Annotated in this window: 18 protein-coding genes; 6 read left to right on the top strand and 12 right to left on the bottom strand. The window is 69.7% G+C overall.

What is annotated here, in order from left to right; all coding sequences use genetic code 11:
- Window position 1: 1 nt before the first annotated feature.
- The 5 genes from pgi to tkt form a co-directional block, all read right to left on the bottom strand.
- Window positions 2-1,663 carry a glucose-6-phosphate isomerase gene (gene pgi, locus ACH4TV_RS33610; RefSeq protein WP_398404836.1) on the bottom strand — a complete coding sequence of 554 codons (1,662 nt, stop codon included), beginning with the start codon at window positions 1,661-1,663 and terminating at the stop codon, window positions 2-4.
- Window positions 1,656-2,591 carry a glucose-6-phosphate dehydrogenase assembly protein OpcA gene (gene opcA, locus ACH4TV_RS33605; protein WP_398404834.1) on the bottom strand — a complete coding sequence of 312 codons (936 nt, stop codon included), beginning with the start codon at window positions 2,589-2,591 and terminating at the stop codon, window positions 1,656-1,658. Before opcA ends, pgi begins: the two co-directional genes overlap by 8 nt.
- A complete protein-coding gene (gene zwf, locus ACH4TV_RS33600; RefSeq protein ID WP_398405145.1) occupies window positions 2,588-4,123 on the bottom strand; it encodes a glucose-6-phosphate dehydrogenase in 1,536 nt (511 codons plus the stop codon). Before zwf ends, opcA begins: the two co-directional genes overlap by 4 nt.
- Before the next feature lie 62 nt (window positions 4,124-4,185).
- Window positions 4,186-5,334, bottom strand: coding sequence for a transaldolase (gene tal, locus ACH4TV_RS33595; RefSeq protein ID WP_398404833.1), 1,149 nt, complete (start codon window positions 5,332-5,334; stop codon window positions 4,186-4,188).
- A gap of 19 nt (window positions 5,335-5,353) precedes the next feature.
- On the bottom strand, window positions 5,354-7,429 hold the full coding sequence (tkt, locus tag ACH4TV_RS33590; RefSeq protein WP_398404831.1) for a transketolase: 2,076 nt from the start codon (window positions 7,427-7,429) through the stop codon (window positions 5,354-5,356).
- 155 nt (window positions 7,430-7,584) lie between these two features.
- Here tkt and ACH4TV_RS33585 point away from each other — a divergent pair, with 155 nt between their 5' ends.
- Window positions 7,585-8,472 (top strand): helix-turn-helix domain-containing protein, encoded by an 888-nt coding sequence (locus tag ACH4TV_RS33585; RefSeq protein WP_398404829.1) that lies wholly within the window; start codon window positions 7,585-7,587, stop codon window positions 8,470-8,472.
- A 68-nt stretch (window positions 8,473-8,540) separates the two neighbouring features.
- Here the strand turns inward: ACH4TV_RS33585 and ACH4TV_RS33580 are convergent, their stop codons facing one another.
- Window positions 8,541-9,950 (bottom strand): glycoside hydrolase family 16 protein, encoded by a 1,410-nt coding sequence (locus ACH4TV_RS33580; RefSeq protein ID WP_398404827.1) that lies wholly within the window; start codon window positions 9,948-9,950, stop codon window positions 8,541-8,543.
- A gap of 186 nt (window positions 9,951-10,136) precedes the next feature.
- Window positions 10,137-11,375, bottom strand: a complete 1,239-nt coding sequence (locus ACH4TV_RS33575) for an Ig-like domain-containing protein (RefSeq protein ID WP_398404825.1) — start codon at window positions 11,373-11,375, stop codon at window positions 10,137-10,139.
- A 202-nt stretch (window positions 11,376-11,577) separates the two neighbouring features.
- Here ACH4TV_RS33575 and ACH4TV_RS33570 point away from each other — a divergent pair, with 202 nt between their 5' ends.
- Window positions 11,578-12,075, top strand: coding sequence for a hypothetical protein (locus ACH4TV_RS33570; RefSeq protein ID WP_398404823.1), 498 nt, complete (start codon window positions 11,578-11,580; stop codon window positions 12,073-12,075).
- Window positions 12,076-12,458: 383 nt separating this feature from the next.
- Here the strand turns inward: ACH4TV_RS33570 and ACH4TV_RS33565 are convergent, their stop codons facing one another.
- The 4 genes from ACH4TV_RS33565 to ACH4TV_RS33550 form a co-directional block, all read right to left on the bottom strand.
- Entirely contained in the window at window positions 12,459-13,202 is a 744-nt protein-coding gene (locus tag ACH4TV_RS33565) for an IclR family transcriptional regulator (RefSeq protein WP_398404821.1), read from the bottom strand.
- Window positions 13,199-14,593 (bottom strand): alpha/beta hydrolase family protein, encoded by a 1,395-nt coding sequence (locus ACH4TV_RS33560; RefSeq protein WP_398404819.1) that lies wholly within the window; start codon window positions 14,591-14,593, stop codon window positions 13,199-13,201. Before ACH4TV_RS33560 ends, ACH4TV_RS33565 begins: the two co-directional genes overlap by 4 nt.
- Window positions 14,590-15,897: an MFS transporter gene (locus ACH4TV_RS33555; RefSeq protein WP_398405143.1), complete on the bottom strand. Its 1,308-nt coding sequence runs from the start codon at window positions 15,895-15,897 to the stop codon at window positions 14,590-14,592. Before ACH4TV_RS33555 ends, ACH4TV_RS33560 begins: the two co-directional genes overlap by 4 nt.
- 255 nt (window positions 15,898-16,152) lie before the next feature.
- A complete protein-coding gene (locus ACH4TV_RS33550; RefSeq protein ID WP_398404817.1) occupies window positions 16,153-16,578 on the bottom strand; it encodes a MarR family winged helix-turn-helix transcriptional regulator in 426 nt (141 codons plus the stop codon).
- A 225-nt stretch (window positions 16,579-16,803) separates the two neighbouring features.
- Between ACH4TV_RS33550 and ACH4TV_RS33545 the strand changes: the two genes are divergently transcribed.
- The 4 genes from ACH4TV_RS33545 to ACH4TV_RS33530 are packed head-to-tail and all read left to right on the top strand — an operon-like array spanning window position 16,804 to window position 20,675.
- Entirely contained in the window at window positions 16,804-17,721 is a 918-nt protein-coding gene (locus ACH4TV_RS33545; RefSeq protein WP_398404815.1) for an SDR family NAD(P)-dependent oxidoreductase, read from the top strand.
- A 3-nt stretch (window positions 17,722-17,724) separates the two neighbouring features.
- Window positions 17,725-18,609 carry an amidohydrolase family protein gene (locus tag ACH4TV_RS33540; RefSeq protein ID WP_398404813.1) on the top strand — a complete coding sequence of 295 codons (885 nt, stop codon included), beginning with the start codon at window positions 17,725-17,727 and terminating at the stop codon, window positions 18,607-18,609.
- 56 nt (window positions 18,610-18,665) lie between these two features.
- Window positions 18,666-20,171 (top strand): long-chain fatty acid--CoA ligase, encoded by a 1,506-nt coding sequence (locus tag ACH4TV_RS33535; protein WP_398404811.1) that lies wholly within the window; start codon window positions 18,666-18,668, stop codon window positions 20,169-20,171.
- A 48-nt stretch (window positions 20,172-20,219) separates the two neighbouring features.
- Window positions 20,220-20,675: a MaoC family dehydratase gene (locus tag ACH4TV_RS33530; RefSeq protein ID WP_398404809.1), complete on the top strand. Its 456-nt coding sequence runs from the start codon at window positions 20,220-20,222 to the stop codon at window positions 20,673-20,675.
- Here the strand turns inward: ACH4TV_RS33530 and ACH4TV_RS33525 are convergent.
- A complete protein-coding gene (locus ACH4TV_RS33525) occupies window positions 20,666-21,520 on the bottom strand; it encodes a PaaX family transcriptional regulator C-terminal domain-containing protein (RefSeq protein WP_398404807.1) in 855 nt (284 codons plus the stop codon). The two genes, ACH4TV_RS33530 and ACH4TV_RS33525, sit on opposite strands and share 10 nt — an antisense overlap.
- Between the last annotated feature and the right edge of the window lie 37 nt (window positions 21,521-21,557).

Here is a 21,557-nt window from a genome sequence, read left to right as displayed (position 1 = left end):
GTCAGTTCACTTCCTGCGCGTGACGAAGAGCGCGGTACGTGGCCACGAGGGCGGCGGTGGAGGTGTCGAGGCCGGGGACGTCAGCCCCTTCGGTGAGCGCGGGCTCGACGCGCCTGGCGAGCACCTTGCCCAGCTCGACGCCCCACTGGTCGAACGAGTCGATGTTCCAGACGGCGCCCTGGACGAACACCTTGTGCTCGTAGAGCGCGATCAACTGGCCGAGCACGGACGGCGTCAGCTCACGGGCGAGGACCGTGGTCGTCGGGTGGTTGCCCTTGAACGTCTTGTGGGCGACCAGTTCCTCCGGCACGCCTTCCGCACGCACCTCGTCCGGCGTCTTGCCGAACGCCAGTGCCTGCGTCTGCGCGAAGAAGTTGGCCATCAACAGGTCGTGCTGGCCCTTGAGTTCGTCGCTCAGTTCCGCGACCGGCTCGGCGAAGCCGATGAAGTCCGCCGGGATCAGCCTCGTGCCCTGGTGGATCAACTGGTAGTACGCGTGCTGCCCGTTGGTACCGGGCGTACCCCACACCACCGGCCCGGTCTGCCACTCGACCGGGTTGCCGTCCCGGTCGACGGACTTGCCGTTGGACTCCATGTCCAGCTGCTGCAGGTACGCCGTGAACTTGGACAGGTAGTGCGAGTAGGGCAGTACGGCGTGCGACTGGGCGTCGAAGAAGTTGCCGTACCAGATGCCCAACAGGCCGAGCAGCAAAGGCGCGTTGGACTCGGCGGGGGCGGTACGGAAGTGCTCGTCGACGAGCGCGAACCCGTCGAGCATCTCCCGGAACCGGTCCGGGCCGATCGCGATCATCAGCGACAGGCCGATCGCCGAGTCGTGCGAGTAGCGTCCGCCGACCCAGTCCCAGAACTCGAACATGTTGTCCGTGTCGATGCCGAAGTCCGACACCTTCCCGGAGTTCGTCGACAGCGCCACGAAATGCCTGGCGACGGCCTTGTCCTCGCCACCCAGCCCCGCGAGGAGCCAGGAGCGGGCCGAGGTGGCGTTGCTGATCGTCTCGATGGTGGTGAACGTCTTGGACGCGACGATGAAGAGGGTCTCGGCCGGGTCCAGGTCCCGTACCGCCTCGTGCAGGTCGGCGCCGTCGACGTTCGACACGAACCGGAAGGTCATCGAGCGGTCCGTGAACGCCCGGAGCGCCTCGTAGGCCATCGCCGGACCGAGGTCCGAGCCGCCGATGCCGATGTTGACGACGTTCTTGATGCGCTTGCCCGTGTGCCCGGTCCACTCGCCCGAGCGGACCTTCCCGGCGAAGCCGGCCATCTTGTCGAGGACCGCGTGCACGGCCGGTACGACGTTCTCGCCGTCGACCTCGACCACCGCGTCCCGCGGCGCGCGCAGCGCGGTGTGCAGCACCGCCCGGTCCTCGGTGATGTTGATGCGGTCGCCCCGGAACATGGCGTCCCGCAGCCCGAACACGTCGGTGGCGACGGCGAGTTCCTGGAGGAAAGCGAGGGTCTCGTCCGTGACCAGGTGCTTGGAGTAGTCGATGTGCAGGTCGCCCACGCGCACGACGTACCGCTCCGCGCGCCCGGGATCGGCGTCGAACAGCTCACGCAGCTGCGGCTGGAGGAGCGCGTCGGCGCGGTGGTCCTCCAGCGCCGTCCACTCGGGGCGTCGGGTGAGCCTGGGGGAGTCAGACATGACTGGGGGTCTCCTTGGTGCCGTTGCCCCGCAGGGCCACGGCGTACATCTCGTCGGCGTCGAGGCGGCGCAGTTCCTCGGCGATCAGTTCGGAGGTGGGACGCACCTTCAGCGCGAGGGTGCGGGAGGGCTGGCCCGGCAGGGTGAGCGTGGCGAGCGGGCCCTCGGGACGGTCGATGACGATCTCGCCCTTGTCGGTGCCGAGGCGGACGGCCGTGACGACCGGGCCGGCGGTGACGACGCGGTCCACCTTGACGTTGAGGCGGGCGCCGAGCCAGCGGGCCAGCAGTTCGGCGCTCGGGTTCTCGGCCTCGCTCTCGACGGCCGCCGAGATGATCTTCGTACGGGCCTGGTCGAGGGCCGCGGCCAGCATCGAGCGCCACGGGGTCAGCCGCGTCCACGCCAGGTCGGTGTCGCCGGGCGCGTACGAACGCGCCCGCGCCTCCAGCGCGACGAGCGGCTTCTCGACCGCGTACATGTCGGTGATCCTGCGCTGGGCCAGCGCGCCCAGCGGGTCCTTGACGGGCACCTCGGGGGCGTTCACCGGCCACCACACGACGACCGGCGCGTCCGGCAGCAGCAACGGCAGGACGACCGAGTCGGCGTGGTCGGACACCTCGCCGTACGTCCGCAGGATGACCGTCTCGCCGGTGCCGGCGTCGGCGCCCACCCGCACCTCGGCGTCGAGGTGGGAGTTGGTGCGGTCGCGCGGACTGCGGGCGTGCCGCTTGATGACGACCAGGGTCCGCGAGGGGTGCTCGTGCGAGGCCTCCTCGGACGCCTTGATCGAGTCGTACGCGTTCTCCTCGTCCGTGACGATCACCATCGTCAGGACCATGCCCACGGCAGGGGTGCCGATGGCGCGCCGCCCCTTCACCAGTGCTTTGTTGATCTTGCTTGCCGTGGTGTCGGTGAGGTCGATTTTCATGGCCTGCGCCAGCTCCGTCCGTCTCGTGCGAGCATCTCGTCGGCTTCCTCGGGGCCCCAGCTGCCCGAGGCGTACTGCGCGGGCGTGCCGTGAGTGCCCCAGTAATCCTCGATCGGGTCGAGGATCTTCCAGGACTCTTCCACTTCCTGGTGACGGGGGAACAAATTGGCGTCGCCGAGCAGGACATCCAGGATGAGGCGTTCGTACGCCTCCGGGCTGGACTCCGTGAAGGACTCGCCGTAGGCGAAGTCCATCGTGACGTCCCTGATCTCCATCGAGGTACCCGGCACCTTGGATCCGAAGCGCACCGTCATGCCCTCGTCGGGCTGGACGCGGATGACGATCGCGTTCGCGCCGAGTTCCTCGGTGGCCGTCGAGTCGAACGGGGAGTGCGGGGCACGTTGGAAGACCACCGCGATCTCCGTCACGCGCCGCCCGAGCCGCTTGCCGGTCCGCAGATAGAACGGAACGCCTGCCCACCGCCGGTTGTCGATCTCCAGCTTGATCGCCGCGTACGTGTCCGTGCCGGACTGCGGGTCGATGCCGTCCTCTTCGAGGTAGCCGGGCACATGCTCGCCGCCCTGCCAGGCCGCCGCGTACTGCCCGCGCACGGTGTGCTCGCCCAGGTTCTCGGGCAGCTTCACCGACTTCAGGACCTTGAGCTTCTCGGTCAGCAACGACTCGGCGTCGAAGGCGATCGGCTCCTCCATGGCCGTCAGGGCCATCAGCTGGAGCAGGTGGTTCTGGATCACGTCGCGCGCGGACCCGATGCCGTCGTAGTAGCCGGCCCGGCCGCCGATGCCGATGTCCTCGGCCATCGTGATCTGTACGTGGTCGACGTACGACCGGTTCCAGATCGGCTCGTACATCTGGTTGGCGAAGCGGAGCGCCAGGATGTTCTGGACGGTCTCCTTGCCGAGGTAGTGGTCGATCCGGAAGACCTGCTCCGGGTCGAACACATCGTGCAGGACCCGGTTCAGCTCACGTGCGCTGGCCAGGTTGTGGCCGAACGGCTTCTCGATCACCCCGCGCCGCCAGGAACCCTCGGGTGCGTTCGCCAGCCCGTGCTTCTTCAGCTGCTTGACGACCTTGGGGAAGAACTTCGGCGGTACGGAGAGATAGAAGGCGTAGTTGCCGCTCGTACCCCGGGACGCGTCCAACTCTTCGACGGCCGCGCGCAGTTGCTTGAACGCCGCGTCGTCGTCGAAGTCACCGGGGATGAACCGCATGCCCTCGGCGAGCTGCTGCCAGACCTCCTCGCGGAACTCCGTACGCGCGTGGTCGCGCACCGAGTCGTGGACGATCTGTGCGAAGTCCTCGTCCTCCCAGTCCCGGCGGGCGAACCCGACGAGCGAGAAGCCCGGCGGCAGCAGACCCCGGTTGGCGAGGTCGTAGACGGCCGGCATCAGCTTCTTGCGGGCCAGGTCACCGGTCACCCCGAAGATGACCAGCCCGGACGGGCCCGCGATCTTGGGGAGCCGGCGGTCGCCGGGGTCGCGCAGCGGGTTGTCCCAATCCGCGTCGAGGTCCACGTCGGAGTCCACACTCAATTCCACAGCGGCCTCCTCTTCGGTCACCAGCGTCGGTTCCGCGCTCATTCCCCGTCGACCCCCTTGCTGTTCAGCGACTTCGTGACGGTGGCCAGCAGGTCGTTCCAGGCGACCGCGAACTTCGCGACACCCTCGTCCTCCAGCAGCTTCACGACCTCGTCGTACGAGATCCCGAGCCCCTCGACGGCCGCCAGATCGGCGCGGGCCTGGGCGTAGCCGCCGGTCACCGCGTCGCCGTGGATGTCGCCGTGGTCGCCGGTGGCGTTCAGGGTGGCCTCGGGCATCGTGTTGACGGTGCCGGGCGCGACCAGCTCGTCGACGTACAGCGTGTCCTTGTACGCCGGGTCCTTGACGCCCGTCGAAGCCCACAGCGGACGCTGCTTGTTGGCGTGGGCGCCGCCGAGAGCGGTCCAGCGGTCGCTCTCGAACACGTCCTCGTACGCCTCGTACGCGAGCCGCGCGTTGGCCAGCGCGGCCTTGCCCTTGAGGGCGAGGGCCCCGTCCGTGCCGAGCAGCGTCAGGCGCTTGTCGATCTCGGAGTCGACGCGGGAGACGAAGAAGGAGGCGACGGAGTGGATGGTCGCGAGGTCGATGCCCGCGGCCTGTGCCTTCTCCAGGCCGGCCAGATAGGCGACCATGACCTCGCGGTAGCGCTCCAGGGAGAAGATCAGAGTGACGTTGACGCTGATCCCGCGTCCGATGACCTCGGTGATCGCCGGCAGGCCGGCCTTGGTCGCCGGGATCTTGATCATCACGTTGGGCCGGTCGACCAGCCAGGCCAGCTGCTTGGCCTCGGCGATCGTCGCCGCCGTCTCGTGGGCGAGGCGGGGGTCGACCTCGATCGAGACGCGGCCGTCCCGGCCGGCCGTGGCGTTGTACACCGGACGCAGGATGTCGGCGGCGGCGCGGACGTCGGCGGTGGTCATCATCCGTACGGCCTCGTCGACCGTGACGCCGCGCTCGGCCAGGTCGGCGAGCTGCTCCTCGTACCCCTCGCCGGAGCCGATGGCGGCCTGGAAGATCGACGGGTTGGTGGTCACGCCGACCACGTGGTGGGTGTCGATGAGTTCGGCGAGGTTGCCGGACGCGATGCGCCTGCGGGACAGATCGTCCAGCCAGATCGAGACGCCTTCGTCGGCGAGGCGCTTGAGATTGCCCGCGGTTGCGGTGGTGGTGTCAGTCATGGTGATCATCTTCTCTCTTGCGATCGGATCAACCGCGGGCGGCAGTGAGTGATTCCCGGGCGGCCCGGGCCACGTTCTCGGGGGTGAAGCCGTACTCGGCGAACAGGGTCTTGGCATCGGCGGAGGCGCCGAAGTGTTCGAGGGAGACGATGCGTCCTGCGTCACCGACGTAGCGGTACCAGGTCAGACCGATGCCCGCCTCGACCGCCACGCGGGCCTTCACGGACGGCGGAAGGACGCTGTCGCGGTACTCGCGCGGCTGCTCCTCGAACCACTCCACGGACGGCATCGACACCACCCGGGTGCCCACGCCCTCGGCCTCCAGCGCCTCGCGCGCGGCGACGGCGAGCTGGACCTCGGAACCGGTGGCGATCAGGACGACGTCCGGGGTACCGGTGGACGCGTCCCGCAGGACGTAACCGCCCTTCGCGGCCTCCTCGTTCCTGACGTACGTCGGTACACCCTGCCGGGTGAGCGCGAGGCCGTGCGGGGCCGGGTCGGTGGCGTGCCGCCGGAGGATCTCGGCCCAGGCGACGGCCGTCTCGTTGGCGTCGGCCGGGCGCACGACGTTCAGGCCCGGGATCGCGCGCAGGGAGGCCAGGTGTTCGACCGGCTGGTGCGTGGGGCCGTCCTCGCCGAGGCCGATGGAGTCGTGCGTCCAGACGTAGGTCACCGGCAGCTGCATCAGCGCCGACAGCCGGACGGCGTTGCGCATGTAGTCGGAGAAGACGAGGAAAGTGCCGCCGTAGATACGGGTGTTGCCGTGCAGGGCGATGCCGTTCATCTCGGCGGCCATCGAGTGCTCGCGGATGCCGAAGTGGATCGTGCGGCCGTACGGGTCCGCCTCCGGCAGCGGGTTGCCCTCGGGGAGGAAGGAGGACGTCTTGTCGATGGTGGTGTTGTTCGAGCCGGCCAGGTCGGCGGAGCCGCCCCACAGCTCGGGCAGGACCGGGCCGAGCGCCTGGAGCACCTTGCCGGAGGCCGCACGGGTCGCGACGGACGCGTCCTCCTCGAACACCGGCAGGGCGTCCTCCCAGCCCTCGGGCAGTTGACCGGCCACGACCCGGTCGAACAGCTGCGCGCGCTCGGGGTTGGCGCCGCGCCACTCGGCGAGCCGCTTGTCCCAGGCCGCGTGCGTCTCCGCGCCCCGGTCGAGGGCCTGGCGGGCGTGGGCGAGAACCTCGTCGGCGACCTCGAAGGAGAGCGACGGGTCGAAGCCCAGCAGGCGCTTGGTGTCGGCGATCTCGTCGGCGCCGAGGGCCGAGCCGTGGGAGGCCTCGGTGTTCTGGGCGTTCGGGGCGGGCCAGGCGATGATCGTGCGCATCGCGATGATCGAGGGGCGCGCGGTCTCGGCCTGCGCCGCCTTGAGCGCCGCGTACAGCGCCCGCACGTCGATGTCGCCGCCGAGTTCGGGCTCGATGCGCTGCACATGCCAGCCGTACGCCTCGTACCGCTTCAGCACGTCCTCGGAGAACGCCGTCGCCGTGTCGCCCTCGATGGAGATGTGGTTGTCGTCGTAGACGAAGACGAGGTTGCCGAGCTTCTGGTGGCCGGCCAGCGAGGAGGCTTCGGCGGAGATGCCCTCCTCCAGGTCGCCGTCGGAGACGATGCCCCAGATGGTGTGGTCGAAGGGTGAGGTGCCCTCGGGCGCCTCGGGGTCGAAGAGGCCGCGCTCGTAGCGGGCGGCCATGGCCATGCCGACGGCGTTGGCGAGGCCCTGCCCGAGCGGGCCCGTGGTGGTCTCGACGCCTGCCGTGTGCCCGTACTCGGGGTGCCCCGGCGTCTTCGAACCGTGCGTCCGGAACGCCTTGAGGTCGTCCAGCTCCAGCTCGTACCCGGACAGGAACAGCTGGGTGTAGAGGGTCAGCGAGGTGTGGCCCGGGGAGAGGACGAAGCGGTCGCGGCCGGTCCACTCGGGGTCGGCGGGATCGTGCCGCATCACCTTCTGAAAGATCGTGTACGCGGCGGGGGCCAGGCTCATCGCCGTACCGGGGTGGCCGTTGCCGACCTTCTGCACGGCGTCAGCAGCGAGTATGCGTGCCGTGTCGACGGCACGCCGGTCGAGGTCGGTCCACTCCAGACCGTCTTGTGTCTGCGTACTCATCTTCAAGAAGTCCTCACGAAACGGGGAGGCAGGCTCCGGACGCCTTCAAAAGTAAAAGTCTGACTTTTTCGGGGAAAGGTGCGCCTGTGTCAGGCTTCGGTGAAAGTGGGACACCGACAGCTTCGACAGCAGGGCCGAACCCCCGCGAGAGGAACATGACAGACAGAACCACCCGAGATCGTGACGGAATCGAGACCTTTCCGTTTCCTGTAGATCTCAGCCTCTCCGGCGTCGGTGTGCGGGTCGGCCCGATGGGGCCCGGCCGCGCTTGGCACCCGGACGTACCCCTGGAGCGCGTCCACCGCATCGACTTCCATGTCGTGATGCTGTTCGACGGCGGCCCGGTCACCCACATGATCGACTTCGCCGAGTACGAGGCGACAGCGGGCGACCTGCTGTGGATCCGCCCCGGCCAGGTCCACCGCTTCTCCCGCACCAGCGAGTACCGCGGCACCGTCCTTACCATGCAACCCGGTTTCCTGCCCCGCGCCACGGTCGAGGCGACCGGCCTCTACCGCTACGACCTGCCCCCGCTGTTGCACCCGGACGCGCCTCAACTCGCGGGCCTGCAAGCGGCCTTGGCCCAACTGGGCCGCGAGTACGAGGACACGGCCACCCTCCCCATCGGCCTGCACACGTCGGTACTGCGCCACTCGCTCACGGCGTTCCTGCTGCGCCTGTCCCACCTCGCGACGAGTTCGGCGGAGGCCGCACGCCGCCGCACCGACACCACGTTCTCCCTCTTCAGGGACGCGGTCGAGAAGGGCTTCGCCACCAATCACAGCGTCAGCGCGTACGCCGACGCCCTCGGCTACTCCCGCCGCACCCTCGTCCGCGCGGTGCGCGCCGCGACCGGCGAGACTCCCAAGGGGTTCATCGACAAACGCGTGATCCTGGAGGCCAAGCGGCTCCTGGCCCACACGTCCCTGCCGATCGGCCGGGTCGGCGCAGCGGTCGGGTTCCCCGACGCGGCGAACTTCTCCAAGTTCTTCCATCTGCACACGGGGACCACGCCGGTGGCGTTCCGGGCGGAACTGCGCTGAAAGGGAGAAGAGAAGAGGGGCGGACCTGTCGGTCCGCCCCTCGGTGAACAACCCGTCCAACGACCGCCTCAGCGGCCGAAGTTGAACCAGTTCACGTTCACGAACTCCTGCGCCTGGCCGCTGGTGAAGGTCAGGTAGACGTCATGGGTGCCGGTGACCGAGCTCATGTTCACCTGGAGCGTGCGCCAGCTCTGCCAGCCGCCCGTGTTGCCCACCTCGAAGCGGCCGATCGGTGCGTTCGTACGGCTGTCGAGGCGCACCTCGACCAGTCCGCTCACGCCCGAGCCGGCGCCGCTCGCGACCCTGCCGACGAGCTGAGTGGCCGCCGTGGAACCGAAGTTGACGCTCTGGTAGAGCGCCCAGTCGCCGTTGGCGAGCGAGCCGATGTTCTGTCCGCCGCCGGTGTCGGTGGTGGTCTCCGTGTTGGTGCCCGACTGGCTGTTGTAGGACTCGGCCTGGATGGCCGCGTACGCGTCCCGGGTGCCGGTCGGCGGCGGAGTGGTCGTGCCGCCGCCGGTGGTCGACTGGAGCACCTGCACGTAGTCGACGAGCATCGGGCGCCCGGAGACCGTGTTCGCGTCCGGGCCGCCACCGAACGCCGCCGGGAAGGCGCCGCCCATCGCCACGTTCAGGATGATGAAGAAGCCGTGGTTCGTGGCGTTCGCCCAGGTCGTCGCGTCGACCTGGTTCGCGGTCACCGTGTGGTAGTTGGTGCCGTCGACGTAGAAGCGGATCGCTTCCGGACTCACCGAGCGGTCCCACTCCATGCTGTACGTGTGGAACGCGGCCTGACAGGTGGTGCCGGCGCACGAGGTGGTGCTGCCGAGGCCGGTCGTCTCGTTGCAGGGGCCGCCCGGACTGGTGCCGCAGTGCAGCGTGCCCCAGATGGTGTTGAGGCCCTGGGTGTTCTCCATGATGTCGATCTCGCCGACGCTCGGCCAGTTCTGGTAGTTGCCCCGGTAGGGCGCCCCGAGCATCCAGAACGCGGGCCAGTAGCCGAGGGCGGACGCACCGGTGACGTTCGGCACCTGGAGACGGGCCTGGACGCGCAACTTGCCGCCCGCCGGGGGCTGGAAGTCGGTGCGGTTGGTCTCGATGCGGCCCGAGGTCCAGTTGCCGGCGGAGTCGCGCAGCGGGGTGATCCGGAGGTTTCCGCTGCCGTCGAGCGAGACGTTGTTCGTGCTGTTCGTCATCGTCTCGATCTCGCCGGTGCCCCAGTTGGCGGGACCGCCGGGATACGAGGTCCCAGTCGCGTACTGCCAGTTGGCAGTGGAGACGCCGGTCCCGGCAGTGCCGTTGAAGTCGTCGACGAAGACCTGGGTCCAGCCGGTCGGCGGCGTCGGCGCGTCCGCCTGGGCGACCGAGACGGCGGCTGCCGCGAGGCTGAGGACGGCGCCGACGGCGACGAGTACACGCCGGAGCGGGCCGCGTGTGACGGGCGGGCCTGAAGTGATCGAAGTGCCTGAAGTGTCCCTCATGGGTGCCTCTTCGGGTACGAGGTGGGGGTGCGCGGGTGCGTTCGAGAGCCTTTGAGAGCGCTCTCAGGGTGCGCCCAATGTGCTCTTGCTCCCCTCGGCCGTCAAGAGGTGAAACCCAGAATTTCCTTCCGTCACAGGTGAGTTCACCCGATGAAGACATGAATGTGATAGTGACCCTGACGGCGTCTAGGCGGCGCTGCCCGCTTTCCAGTCCGCCCAGGACAGATTCCAGCCGTTGAGGCCGTTCGCCGGATCGACCGTCTCCTCACCGGAGTTCTGGACGATCACCACGTCCCCGAGCATGGAGCTGTCGTAGAACTGGTAGCCCGGCACGGAGGTGTCGTTCGCGCCCTTCGTGTCGTGCAGTCCGACGCAGCCGTGACTGGTGTTGGCGCTGCCGAACACCGAGGTCGAGGCCCAGTAGTTGCCGTGCACGAAGGTGCCGGAGGTGGTCAGGCGCTGGGCGTGCGGGACGTCGGAGATGTCGTACTCGTCGCCGAGCCCGACCGTCGAGGACTCCATCCGCGTCTGCTTGAACCGCTCGCTGATCACCATGATCCCGGACCAGGTGGTGTGCTCGGCGTCGCCGCCGGAGACGGGATAGGTGGCCGTGGTCGCGCCGTCCCGCCGTACGGTCATGGTCTTCGCGGCCAGGTCGACCGTGCTGATCTGTGCGCGCCCGATGTGAAAGATGACGTCCTTGGACTGGGTGCCGTAGACACCGTCCGCGCCCTCGACGTCCTTGAGCCGCAGCCCGAGCGTGATCTTCGTACCGGCGGCCCAGTAGGTCTCCGGCCGGAAGTCCAGCCGCGTGTCGCTGAACCAGTGCCCGACCACCTCCACGGCCGGTTCGGCGGTCACGGTGATCGCTTTCTCGACGGCGGCCCGGTCGGTGACCGCCTCCGTGAAGTTGACCGACACCGGCATACCGACACCGGAGGTGGAGTCCGCCTCCGGCGTGAAGTACCCGACGAAGGTCGCGGAGGGCGAGGCGGTGGTGAACGTCGCCGTCTGCGCGGCGGCCCCGGTGACCTGCGCCGACACGGTGTACGTCGTCCCGGAGTACGGGTTCTGGGTGGACGTCCACTTCGTACGGGCCGCGTCGAGGGACCCGGCGAGCGCGCTGCCGTCCGCGGCGGTGGCCTTGACGGACGCGAGGGTGCCGTCGGTGACGGTGACCTCGACGGGGGTGGCGAAGCCGGCGTGCCGCGTACCGTCGGCGGGAGTCACGGTGACGACGGCCTTCCTGGCGGCCTTCGCGGACGCGCTCGCCTTCGTAGTCGCCGAGGCGTCCGCGGAACTGCTGCAGCCGGTCAGCACGGCGGCCGGTACGGCCCCGAGCGCGGCGAGGATCCCGCGCCGGGACCAGTTCGGCGGGTCCTGCGGCTCCTGCTCGGACGGGTTCGATATGTGCGGAACACCCACGGCACGCCTTTCTGGAACGACCAGGAAGTGATCGATGTTGCGCGTGCATCGTGCGCCTTCTGCATGGGTTTGTTCTTTGAAATGGGCCGCTGTCGTCTGAGATTCCGGTAAGGACGCTGCGGGGGCTGCGGCGGCGTGGGCGACGGCGACATCCGTACCCTCAGGGAGAACATCCGAGTTGCCAGGGAAAGGCGCAAGGTCGATGGTGGACGCTGAGGTCTCCCCGGAACTCCTGCTGGCGCTGCGGCAGTTGGAGGGGCAGCTCGGCAGGCCGGCCGCGACGGACCTCGACGACGGTCATGCACGCTGGGACCTCTACCGTGTCGCTCTCGACTCCGTCGGGGCACTGCCTCTCCTGCTGGGAGCCATCTCGTCGGAGCCGGACAGCAGCGTGGCCTCGGGCGTCGTGGGAGAAGTCCTCGAACGGGTCCCGGCGGCCGGTCGGCAGGAGTGGGTCCACGCCCTCGTCCCCTCGGCGCGCGGCTTCAGCGAACGCCGTTCACGGGAGCTCGGGGTGCTGGAGTCCATCCGCAGCGGTGACCTCTCGGCGGCCGGGGCCGCCGACCTGATCGACGACTGGACGGACTGGCTCCAACTGCGCGTCATCGGCGCCGTCGGGGACCCTGACGTACTGCGCCTGCTCGCCGAGCGGGGCAGGACCAAGCGGATCCGGCACGCCGCCCGTGAGGCGCTGAGCTGACGCGGTAACGACCGTGGGTTGGCGCCTCCAGGGACGCTGTCGGCGTCTCCTCGTGCAACCCGAACCGGTCGTGTGCGCGTCGCAGTGGGGGCGGTGCCCACCAGGCGTGGCGGCCGAGGAGGGCCATGGTCGCCGGGACCAGCCGCATCCGTACGATCGTCGCGTCGATCAGCACGGCCAGGGTCAGACCGAGGCCGAGGGCTCGCCGTACGCAGCCGGGTGAGCGCGCGTGTGGTCCAGGTGGACCAGGTGGGGGCGGTCATGTGCGGCTCCTCGGGGCAAGGGGCCGTCCCCGTATCGAGAGGGGTGCGGGGGATATTGTCCGCGGGTCCGTCGTGGCTTGTCGCGCAGTTCCCCGCGCCCCTGAGGGGGCTGCGCCCCCCTCAAGGGCGCCAGCCCAGGGCTCGGGAGATGCCTCTTGCCGCCAGTCTTACGGCAGGGATCAACGTCGGTACCTGGGCGTTCACTTGGGGTACGACGACCGATACGGCGGCGACGACCGCGCCGCCCGGGCCGCGTACCGGGGCCGCTACCGAGAGGGCGTCGTCGGTGACCTGACGGCTGCTCACCGCGACGCCGGTGCGGCGGACTTCGGCCAGGACGCGGCGCAACGTGGCCGGGTCGGTGATCGTGTGGGGGGTGAAGGCGGCCAACTGGCCCTCGCAGTAGTCCTTCTGGAACGCCGGGTCACCGTGTGCGAGCAGGGCGAGGCCGACGCCCGTCGCGTGCAGCGGCCAGCGGGCGCCGACCCGGATGTGCACCCCGACCGCCGAACGGCCCGACAGCCACTCGATGTAGACGACCTCGCCGCCGTCCCGCACCGCCAACTGCACGTTCTCGTGCGTCGCTTCGTACAGGTCCTCCAGATACGGCAGCGCGACCTGCCGCAGCGCCAGGCCGCGTGGGGCGAGCGCCGCGACCTCCCACAGCCTCAGGCCGACGTGGTAGACGCCGGCCTCGTCCCGCTCCAGGGCGCCCCACTCGGTGAGGGCGCCCACGAGGCGGTGTGCGGTGGTGAGGGTCAGCCCGGCCCGCCGGCCGATGTCGGTGAGGGACAGCGCGGGGTGCTCGTGGTCGAAGGCGCTGAGCACGGACAGCAGCCGGTCGGGCGCGGAGCGGACGGTCATGGGCGGGCAGCTCCCGAAGACGTCGAGGTGTGGGTCCGGGCCACGTCGTACGGACGCGGGTACTCCGTCGGCCGGTAGGTCACATAACGCGCCTCGGTCGCCGGGTCTTCCTTCTCCGCGCGGGAGTTGAGGGCGTGTGCCGAGGTGTCCCAGCGGCCCGTGTCGAGGCGGTCCTCCAGCGCACGCACGGCCGCCACCGTCTCCCCGGGCGTGAACGTGCAGTGCCCGGGGCCGTCGACGTAGGCCTGGCTCAGCAGCCTGCCCGAGCCGGCCGCGGTCGCCGCCCGCTTGTACGCGCTCTGCGCCTGTACGGGGATCAGTGCGTCGCCGGTGGTGTGGATGTTCAACTGGGGATCGGTGAGCCTGCCGGTGAACGAGCTGGTCCTGCTCATCCAGGCCACCGCGTCGGGGTCCGCACTGATCCGGGGGGCGCTGCTCAGCGCCTTCAGGTCGTCGCGCAACGAGAGTCCCACCTCCTTGTAGAGCTCGGTCACCTCCTTGTATACCGAGGACCGGTGCAGCATCCGCGTGTAGTCGACGCCCGTGTTCCAGGACGGGTTGCCGCCGGCCCGGGTCTCCGCCTCCTGACGCCAGCTGAACGCGGGAGCCATGATCAGGCCGGAGACCGCCGCGTACTGGTGGGCCTGCTGGGTGTCCCAGTCCGTGGGGCCGGGGACGGGCTGCGAGGCGTCGTTGTAGCCGGGGATGTTGTGCAGCGCGGCGGCGAGCGCGATCCTGGCCCGGCCCTGAGGCGTCTGCTGGGCCGCGGTGACCTTCGTGGCGAGCGCACCCGCGGCCGATCGGGCGGCGGCCTGGTCGGCGAATCCGGTGAGCCGGATGTCCGAGTCCGGGGCGAGGAGCGTACGCAGGGCGAAGACCGGGTCGAGCGTGTTGTTCCAGTTGGCGACCCCGCCCTGCACCAGACCGCAGATCGACAGCGAGCCGTCGAAGCGGTCGGCGTGCCGCTCGGCCAGGGCGGTTGTCACCAGGCCACCGTACGACCGGCCCCAGGCGATCGTCCGCCCGGCCTCGCCGAACCGCTCGGTGAACCGGTCCAGTGTGGCCAGCTGGTCCGGCACGGCGTCGGTGACGGCCCACCCGTTCGACGCGTACGACGACCCGATGAGCGCGTAGCCGGCGTCGAGCAGCCGCGCCTGATCGGCCGGAGTCGGCGCGTCCTGGGCCGGGCTGGGGGTTCCGGCGGGGCGGTAGCCGTGGCTGAAGAGGAGCACCGTCCCGTTCCAGGCGGCCGGCATCTCCATCAAGTAGGTGGCGCCGGACGGGAGTTGGCCCTCCACGCGTTCGGTGGCGGTGGTGGTGGCGGCCTGGGCGGACAGTACGGGGGTGGCGAGCAATGCCGCCGCGAGGAGGACGAGGATGCGGGAGCTCACGGGTGGATCCTCTCGGGGGCGGGGGTCTTCCGAGGGAGGGCCGGGGCGTCGAGCGTGTCGGTGTGCGTCTCGGGCATCCGCCACACGGTGACCGCGGTGATCACCGCGCCGCCGCACAGCAGCAGCGACACCGGCGTACTGCCGCCGCCGTTCGAGGCGAGCAGGCTGCTCGCGATCAGCGGCGAGAACCCGGCGCCGACCAGCGTCGCCGCCTGGTAGCCGAGCGAGGCGCCCGTGTAGCGCACCTTGGTGCCGAACATCTCGGAGAACAGGGCCCCCAGCGGCCCGTACATCGTGGACTGGGCGATGCCGTGGCCCAGGACAAGGGCGAGGATCAGCAGGCCGGGCGAGCCGGAGTCGACCAGCCACAGCACGGGGAAGGCGAGCGCGGCCGAGGCGAGGGCGCCGGCGAGGACCACCGGGCGGCGCCCGACGCGGTCGGTGAGCGCGGAGGCGGTGGGCAGGACGATCAGCGCCACGCAGGAGGCGATGGTGACGGCGGTGAGCACCTGCGGCCGGCTGTAGCCGTTGTCGGTGGCGTACGAGATCATGAAGCCGGTCAGCAGTGACTGGGCGGTGAAGGCGCCGATGCCGACGCAGCAGGCGAGCAGGACCGGCTTCGGGCGGCGCAGGACCTCGAAGATCGGCGGCTTGGCGGACACCTCCCGCTTGGACTCGGCGAACAGCGGGCTCTCCGCGACCCGCAGCCGGACGAACAGACCGACGCCGAGCAGGACGAAGCTGAGCAGGAACGGTACGCGCCAGCCCCAGGAGCGGAACTCGTCGTCGGGAAGCGTGGAGACGAGGGTGACCACTCCGGCGGAGATCACGGAGCCGAGCGGGGCGCCGAGCTGGGTGAAGCTGGACCACAGTCCGCGCCGGGAACTCTGGGTGCGTTCGGCGTGCTCGACGACCATCAGGGTCGCGCCGCCCCACTCGCCGCCGATCGCGAGGCCCTGCACGACCCGCAGGGTGACCAGCAGGATCGGGGCCCACACGCCGATGGCGTCGTACGTCGGCAGCAGTCCGATGAGGAAGCTGCCGCAGCCCATCAGGGTCATCGTCAGCAGCATCATCGACTTGCGGCCGAGCCGGTCGCCGAAGTGGCCGAAGACGATGCCGCCGAGCGGCCGGGCCAGATAGCCCGCGGCGAAGGTGCCGAAGGCGGCGATGGTGCCGACCGCGGGGTCGGCCTGGGGGAAGAACAGATCGCCGAAGACGAGCGCGGCGACCGTGCCGTACACGAGGAAGTCGTAGAACTCGACGGTGGTGCCGAGCAGTCCGGAGAGTGCGACGCGGCGCAACTCCCGGGTGTCCGGGGCGAGTTGCCGGGTGGAATCGGAGGAGGACGAGCGGGATGGCTGCACGGGGAGCTCCCTGATGCCGAAGCCGTGGGGGTCGGGGGGCGCCACCGGAGAGGGGATGGGCGGCGCTTCACCGGTGGGGAAAACCGGTGCCCGGGTGAAGTTAGGCATCAAAGTCGCGACAGTCAAGAAGGTGCACAACATCCAGCCGACCTGAACCCGGTCGTGGCGTCGGACGCGGCACCCGTCCCGCGATCAGTTCAGGCCGTCCTCCGCGAGCCGAAGCAGCAGCGTGTGCAGGGAGTCCCGTTCGGCCGGGTCGAGCGGGCCCAGCAGCTCGTTCGTCACGCGCTGGCCCGCCTCGTCGGTGTCACGCAGGAAGGTGCGGCCGTCCGCGGTCAGGGCGACGATCCGGCTGCGGCGGTCGTCGGGGGCGGGCCGGCGTTCGGCGAAGCCGATCTTCTCCAGGTCGTCGACCAGGCCGACGATCGCCGACGGGTCGTAGCCGAGCGACGCGCTCAGCTCGCGCTGGAGCGTGCCCTCGGCTGTGCTGAGGAAGCGCAGCACCGCGTAGTGACGCAGGCGCAGGCCCGACTCCTGGAGGAAGGTGTTGAAGAGCTGCCCCGAGCGCAGGCCGAGGCGGTAGAGCAGATAGCCGGTGTCCCCGTGCAGCCCGCGCATCCACGGCTCGTGCCCGTCGATCGAGGCGGGGTTCTGGAGAGGCTGCTGTCGGGCGATGGCTGGCTCCCTGGTCGAGGCCCCTGGATGGGGGCGGTGTTCGTGTCCTGATCCGTGTGTTGATTCCAGCATGGCTCACACACATGATGGCAACAACTATTGACGTCAACAATTATTGCTCTTAGCTTCGATCCATAAGCGGAATCGTCTTGTGAAGGGACCCCCCTCGTGCCCAGCATCGATCTGACCGGCAAGGTCGCCGTCGTCACCGGCAGTGGCCGCGGCCTCGGCCTCGCCTACGCGCATGCTCTCGCCGCCGCCGGCGCCTCCGTGGTCGTCAACGACATCGACGAGACCGTGGCGGAGCAGGCCGTGAAGTCCATCACCGCGGCGGGCGGCACCGCCGTCGCCGAGGTGGTGCCGGTCGGCACGACCGAGGCCGCCGAGCGGCTCGTGAACCGTGCGGTGGAGGAGTTCGGGCGGCTCGACATCCTGGTCACCAACGCGGGCATCCTGCGCGACAAGGTGCTGTGGAAGATGTCCGACGACGACTTCGACGCGGTGATCACCACCCACCTCAAGGGCACCTTCACCTGCGCCCGCGCCGCCGCCGTACGCATGCGCGAGCAGGGCGAGGGCGGCACGCTGATCCTGGTCGGCTCCCCGGCCGGCCAGCGCGGAAACTTCGGCCAGACGAACTACGCCGCCGCCAAGGCCGGCATCGCCGCCTTCGCCCGTACCTGGTCGATGGAGCTGGGCCGCGCGAACATCACGGTCAACGCGATCGTGCCGGTCGCCGCCACCGCCATGACCGAGACGATCCCCGCCTTCGCCCCGTACGTCGAGGCGCTGAAGAACGGTGAGCCGTTCCCGGCTTTCCTGCGCAAGGGCGAGGGCTTCGGCACCCCCGAGGACTGCGCCGCCCTCGTCCCCTTCCTCGCCTCCGAGGCCGCCCGGGGCATCACCGGCCAGGCCATCGGCATCGGCGGCGACAAGGTGACACTCTGGTCGCACCCGCAGGAGATCAAGGCCGCGTACGCCGACGGCGGCTGGACCCCACAGACCCTGGCCGACGCCTGGGGCACCTCGGTCGGCGCCGAACTCCAGTCGGTGGGCGTCCCCGCCCCCAAGTTCCCGGAGGCGTGACCCATGACGGACCTCAACGTCGAGGAACTCGTCGCGATCGACGTCCACACCCACGCCGAGATCTCCTCCAAGGGCGCCTCGTCGCTGGACGACGACCTGCACGACGCCTCGTCGGCCTACTTCAAGGTCGAGGGCAAGCGGAAGCCGACCCTGGAGGAGACCGCCGCGTACTACCGCGAGCGGAAGATGGCCGCGGTCATCTTCACGGTCGACGCCGAGTCCGCGACCGGCACCGCGCCCGTCCCCAACGAGGAGGTCGCCGAGGCGGCCGCCGCCAACCCGGACGTGCTGATCCCCTTCGCCTCCATCGACCCCTTCCGGGGCAAGGCGGGCGTGAAGCAGGCCCGGCGCCTGGTCGAGGAGTACGGGGTCAGGGGCTTCAAGTTCCACCCCAGCGTCCAGGGCTTCTTCCCCAACGACCGCGCGGCGGCGTACGCCCTGTACGAGGTTATCGAGGAGACCGGCACGATCGCGCTCTTCCACACCGGCCAGACCGGCATCGGCGCGGGCGTACCCGGCGGCGGCGGAATCCGCCTGAAGTACAGCAACCCGCTGCACGTGGACGACGTGGCCGCCGACTTCCCGCATATGAAGATCATCCTGGCGCATCCGTCCTTCCCCTGGCAGGACGAGGCGCTCGCCGTCGCCACGCACAAGCCGGGCGTGCACATCGACCTCTCCGGCTGGTCGCCGAAGTACTTCCCGCCGCAGCTGATCCAGTACGCCAACACGCTGCTCAAGGACAAGGTCCTCTTCGGCTCGGACTACCCGGTGCTCACCCCGGACCGCTGGCTCGCCGACTTCGCGAAGCTGCCGATCAAGGACGAGGTCAGGCCGAAGATCCTCAAGGAGAACGCGGCCAGGCTGCTCGGACTCACCAAGCCGTAGCTCCGTAACTCGTCTTCTCGTAACTCATGTCTCGTAACTCGTAGAGGGGCGCAACGATGCGCAACGAGGGACTGGGGTCTTGGCCCGCCCGCCGGGCCCGCAAGACCCCCCAACGCACGGCCCTGATCCACGGCGACACCACGTTCAGCTACGCCCAGCTGTACGAACGCACCACCCGCCTCGCGCACTCCCTGAGCGACCGGGGCGTGCACCGTGGCGACCGGATCGCCTATCTGGGCCCGAACCACCCCTCCTACCTGGAGACCCTGTTCGCGGCGGGCATGCTCGGCGCGGTCTTCGTGCCGCTCAACACCCGCCTGGCCGGCCCCGAGATCGCCTACCAGCTCGCCGACTCCGGCGCCAAGGCCCTCGTCTACGGCCCCTCGCACGCCGGCCTCGTCGCCGGACTGCCGGGCAACACGGACGTGCGTACGTATGTCGAGGTCGGCGCCGAGTACGAGGCGGCGCTCGCCGGTGCCTCCGACGAGCCGATCGACGCGCCGGTCACGGCCGACGACACCTGCCTCATCATGTACACCTCGGGGACGACGGGCCGGCCCAAGGGCGCCATGCTCACGCACGGCAACATCATCTGGAACGCCGTCAACGTGCTCGTCGACCAGGACGTCATCACCGACGAACGCGCCCTGGTCTCCGCCCCGTTGTTCCACACCGCCGGGCTGAACATGCTGACCCTGCCCGTGCTGCTCAAGGGCGGCGCGTGCGTCCTGGTCGAGGCCTTCGCACCGGACGAGACCTTCGACCTGATCGAACAGCACCGGATCACCTTCATGTTCGGGGTGCCGACGATGTTCGACCACATCGCCCGGCATCCGCGCTGGGCCGACGCCGACCTGTCGTCGCTGCGGATGCTGTCCTGCGGCGGCTCCCCGGTGCCGACCCCGCTCATCGCCGCCTACCAGGAACGCGGACTCACCTTCCTCCAGGGCTACGGCATGACCGAGGCCTCCCCGGGGACCCTGTTCCTGGACGCCGAGCACGCGGTCAGCAAGGCCGGTTCGGCGGGCGTACCGCACTTCTTCAGCGATGTCCGGGTGGTACGGCCGGACATGGCTCCCGCGGAAGTCGGCGAGACCGGCGAGATCGTGGTCCGCGGGCCGCATGTCATGCCCGGTTACTGGGGGCTGCCCGAGGAGACGGCGGCCTCCTTCACGGACGGCTGGTTCCGCAGCGGGGACGCCGCCCGGACCGACGAGGACGGATACGTCTTCATCGTCGACCGCATCAAGGACATGATCATCTCGGGTGGGGAGAACATCTACCCCGCCGAGATCGAGGACCTGCTCCTGGGCCACCCCGACATCGTCGAGTGCGCGGTCATCGGCGTCGCCGACGACAAGTGGGGCGAGGTGCCGCGCGCGGTCGTCGTGCCCCGCGAGGGCGCGGTCCTGGACGCGGACGAGGTACTCGCCTCACTGGCCGGACGGCTCGCCAAGTACAAGATCCCGAAGTCGGTCGTCATCGCCGACGAACTCCCGCGCACCGCCTCCGGAAAGCTCCTCAAGGCCCGGGTGCGCAAGGACTTCGGTACCAACTCCTGAATCCCTTGGGCCTCTTGGGCCTCTTGCCTCTTACGTAAGGAACGCGACATGAGCATCACCGTCAACGGCATCGACGAACTCAAGAAGCTCGCCGGCAGCGACCTCGGCACGAGTGAGTGGATCGAGGTCACGCAGGAGCGCATCAACACCTTCGCCGACGCCACCGGCGACCACCAGTGGATCCACGTGGACCCGGAGAAGGCCGCCGCGGGCCCCTTCGGCGCGCCGATCGCCCACGGCTATCTGACCCTCTCCCTCTTCATCCCGCTCTTCACCGAGCTGCTGGACGTCCAGGGCGTCACCACGAAGGTCAACTACGGCCTCAACAAGGTGCGTTTCCCCTCGCCCGTGAAGGTCGGCTCGAAGATCCGGCTGGTCGGCAGGCTGGCCGACGTCGAGGACGTGAAGGGCGGGGTGCAGATCACCGTCGACGGCACGATCGAGATCGAGGGCGCGCCGAAGCCGGCGGCGGTGCTCCAGAGCCTGTCCCGCTTCTACGCCTGATCCCCGTCAGCGTCTGCGTCCCCGTTTTCGCGTACGGGCACGAGGTCGAGAAGGCGTTCCGAGGCGTCCTGGGCGAGCGGTGCGAGCCGTTCGTGGACCTTCCGGAACGTCTTCTCGGCCTGTTCGGCCGGCCAGTCGTCCGGGAGGTGCTGGACCGGGAGGCGCGGGTCGCGGCGGACGAGCCGCAGCCACTCGGACTGGAGGAGGAGGCGCAGCGACAGAGCGTCGTCGGCCGCCGGCGAGTCGGTCTCCCACGGCTGCCACCGGCTGGTGAACGCCTCGTAGCGCGCGGCCAGTTCGGACAGTTCCCAGGTCTCCTCGATCATCGCGCCGATGTCCATGCCCGCGTCGGCGCGGGCCCGGAAGACCTTCACATGGGCGGACAGGCCGAGTTCGGTCACCAGGGCGGAGACATCGACCGCACCCGGTGCGACCCACAGGCCGTTGAACAGCGGGCTGAAGCCGCTCCAGGTCAACTGGGAGCGCAGATCGTGGCGTTGGCGCTGCCAGGACTCGGGGAGCGAGAAACCGAGCAGGGTCCAGGAGCCGTCCCAGTGCCGGTTGACCGCACCGGTGCGCCAGATGCGCCGCTCGCCGTCCCTGAGCACGGCCGTCGAACGCCGGGTCAGCCCGAAGTACATCCGGCGGCCCTCGCGCTGGCGGCGCAGCAGATCGCGGTTCACCATGCGGGTCAGCGTCGAGCGGGTCGCCTGCTCGCCGACGCCCGCCCGCGCGAACACGTCGATGACGCTGCCCGAGTACACGCAGACATCGCGTCCGAGCACCTGGTCGCCCAGGAACGTCAGCATCAGGGACTGCGGCCGCAGCGACTCTTCGGTGGTCACCCGGCCCACGGTACGCTCCGGCGATCAGCCCGTCAGC

Source organism: Streptomyces sp. NPDC020898 (assembly GCF_044333925.1).
Lineage (GTDB): Bacteria > Actinomycetota > Actinomycetes > Streptomycetales > Streptomycetaceae > Streptomyces.
The sequence above is the reverse complement of the archived record's forward strand: the minus strand, read 5'-3'. Positions and strand labels throughout refer to the sequence as shown.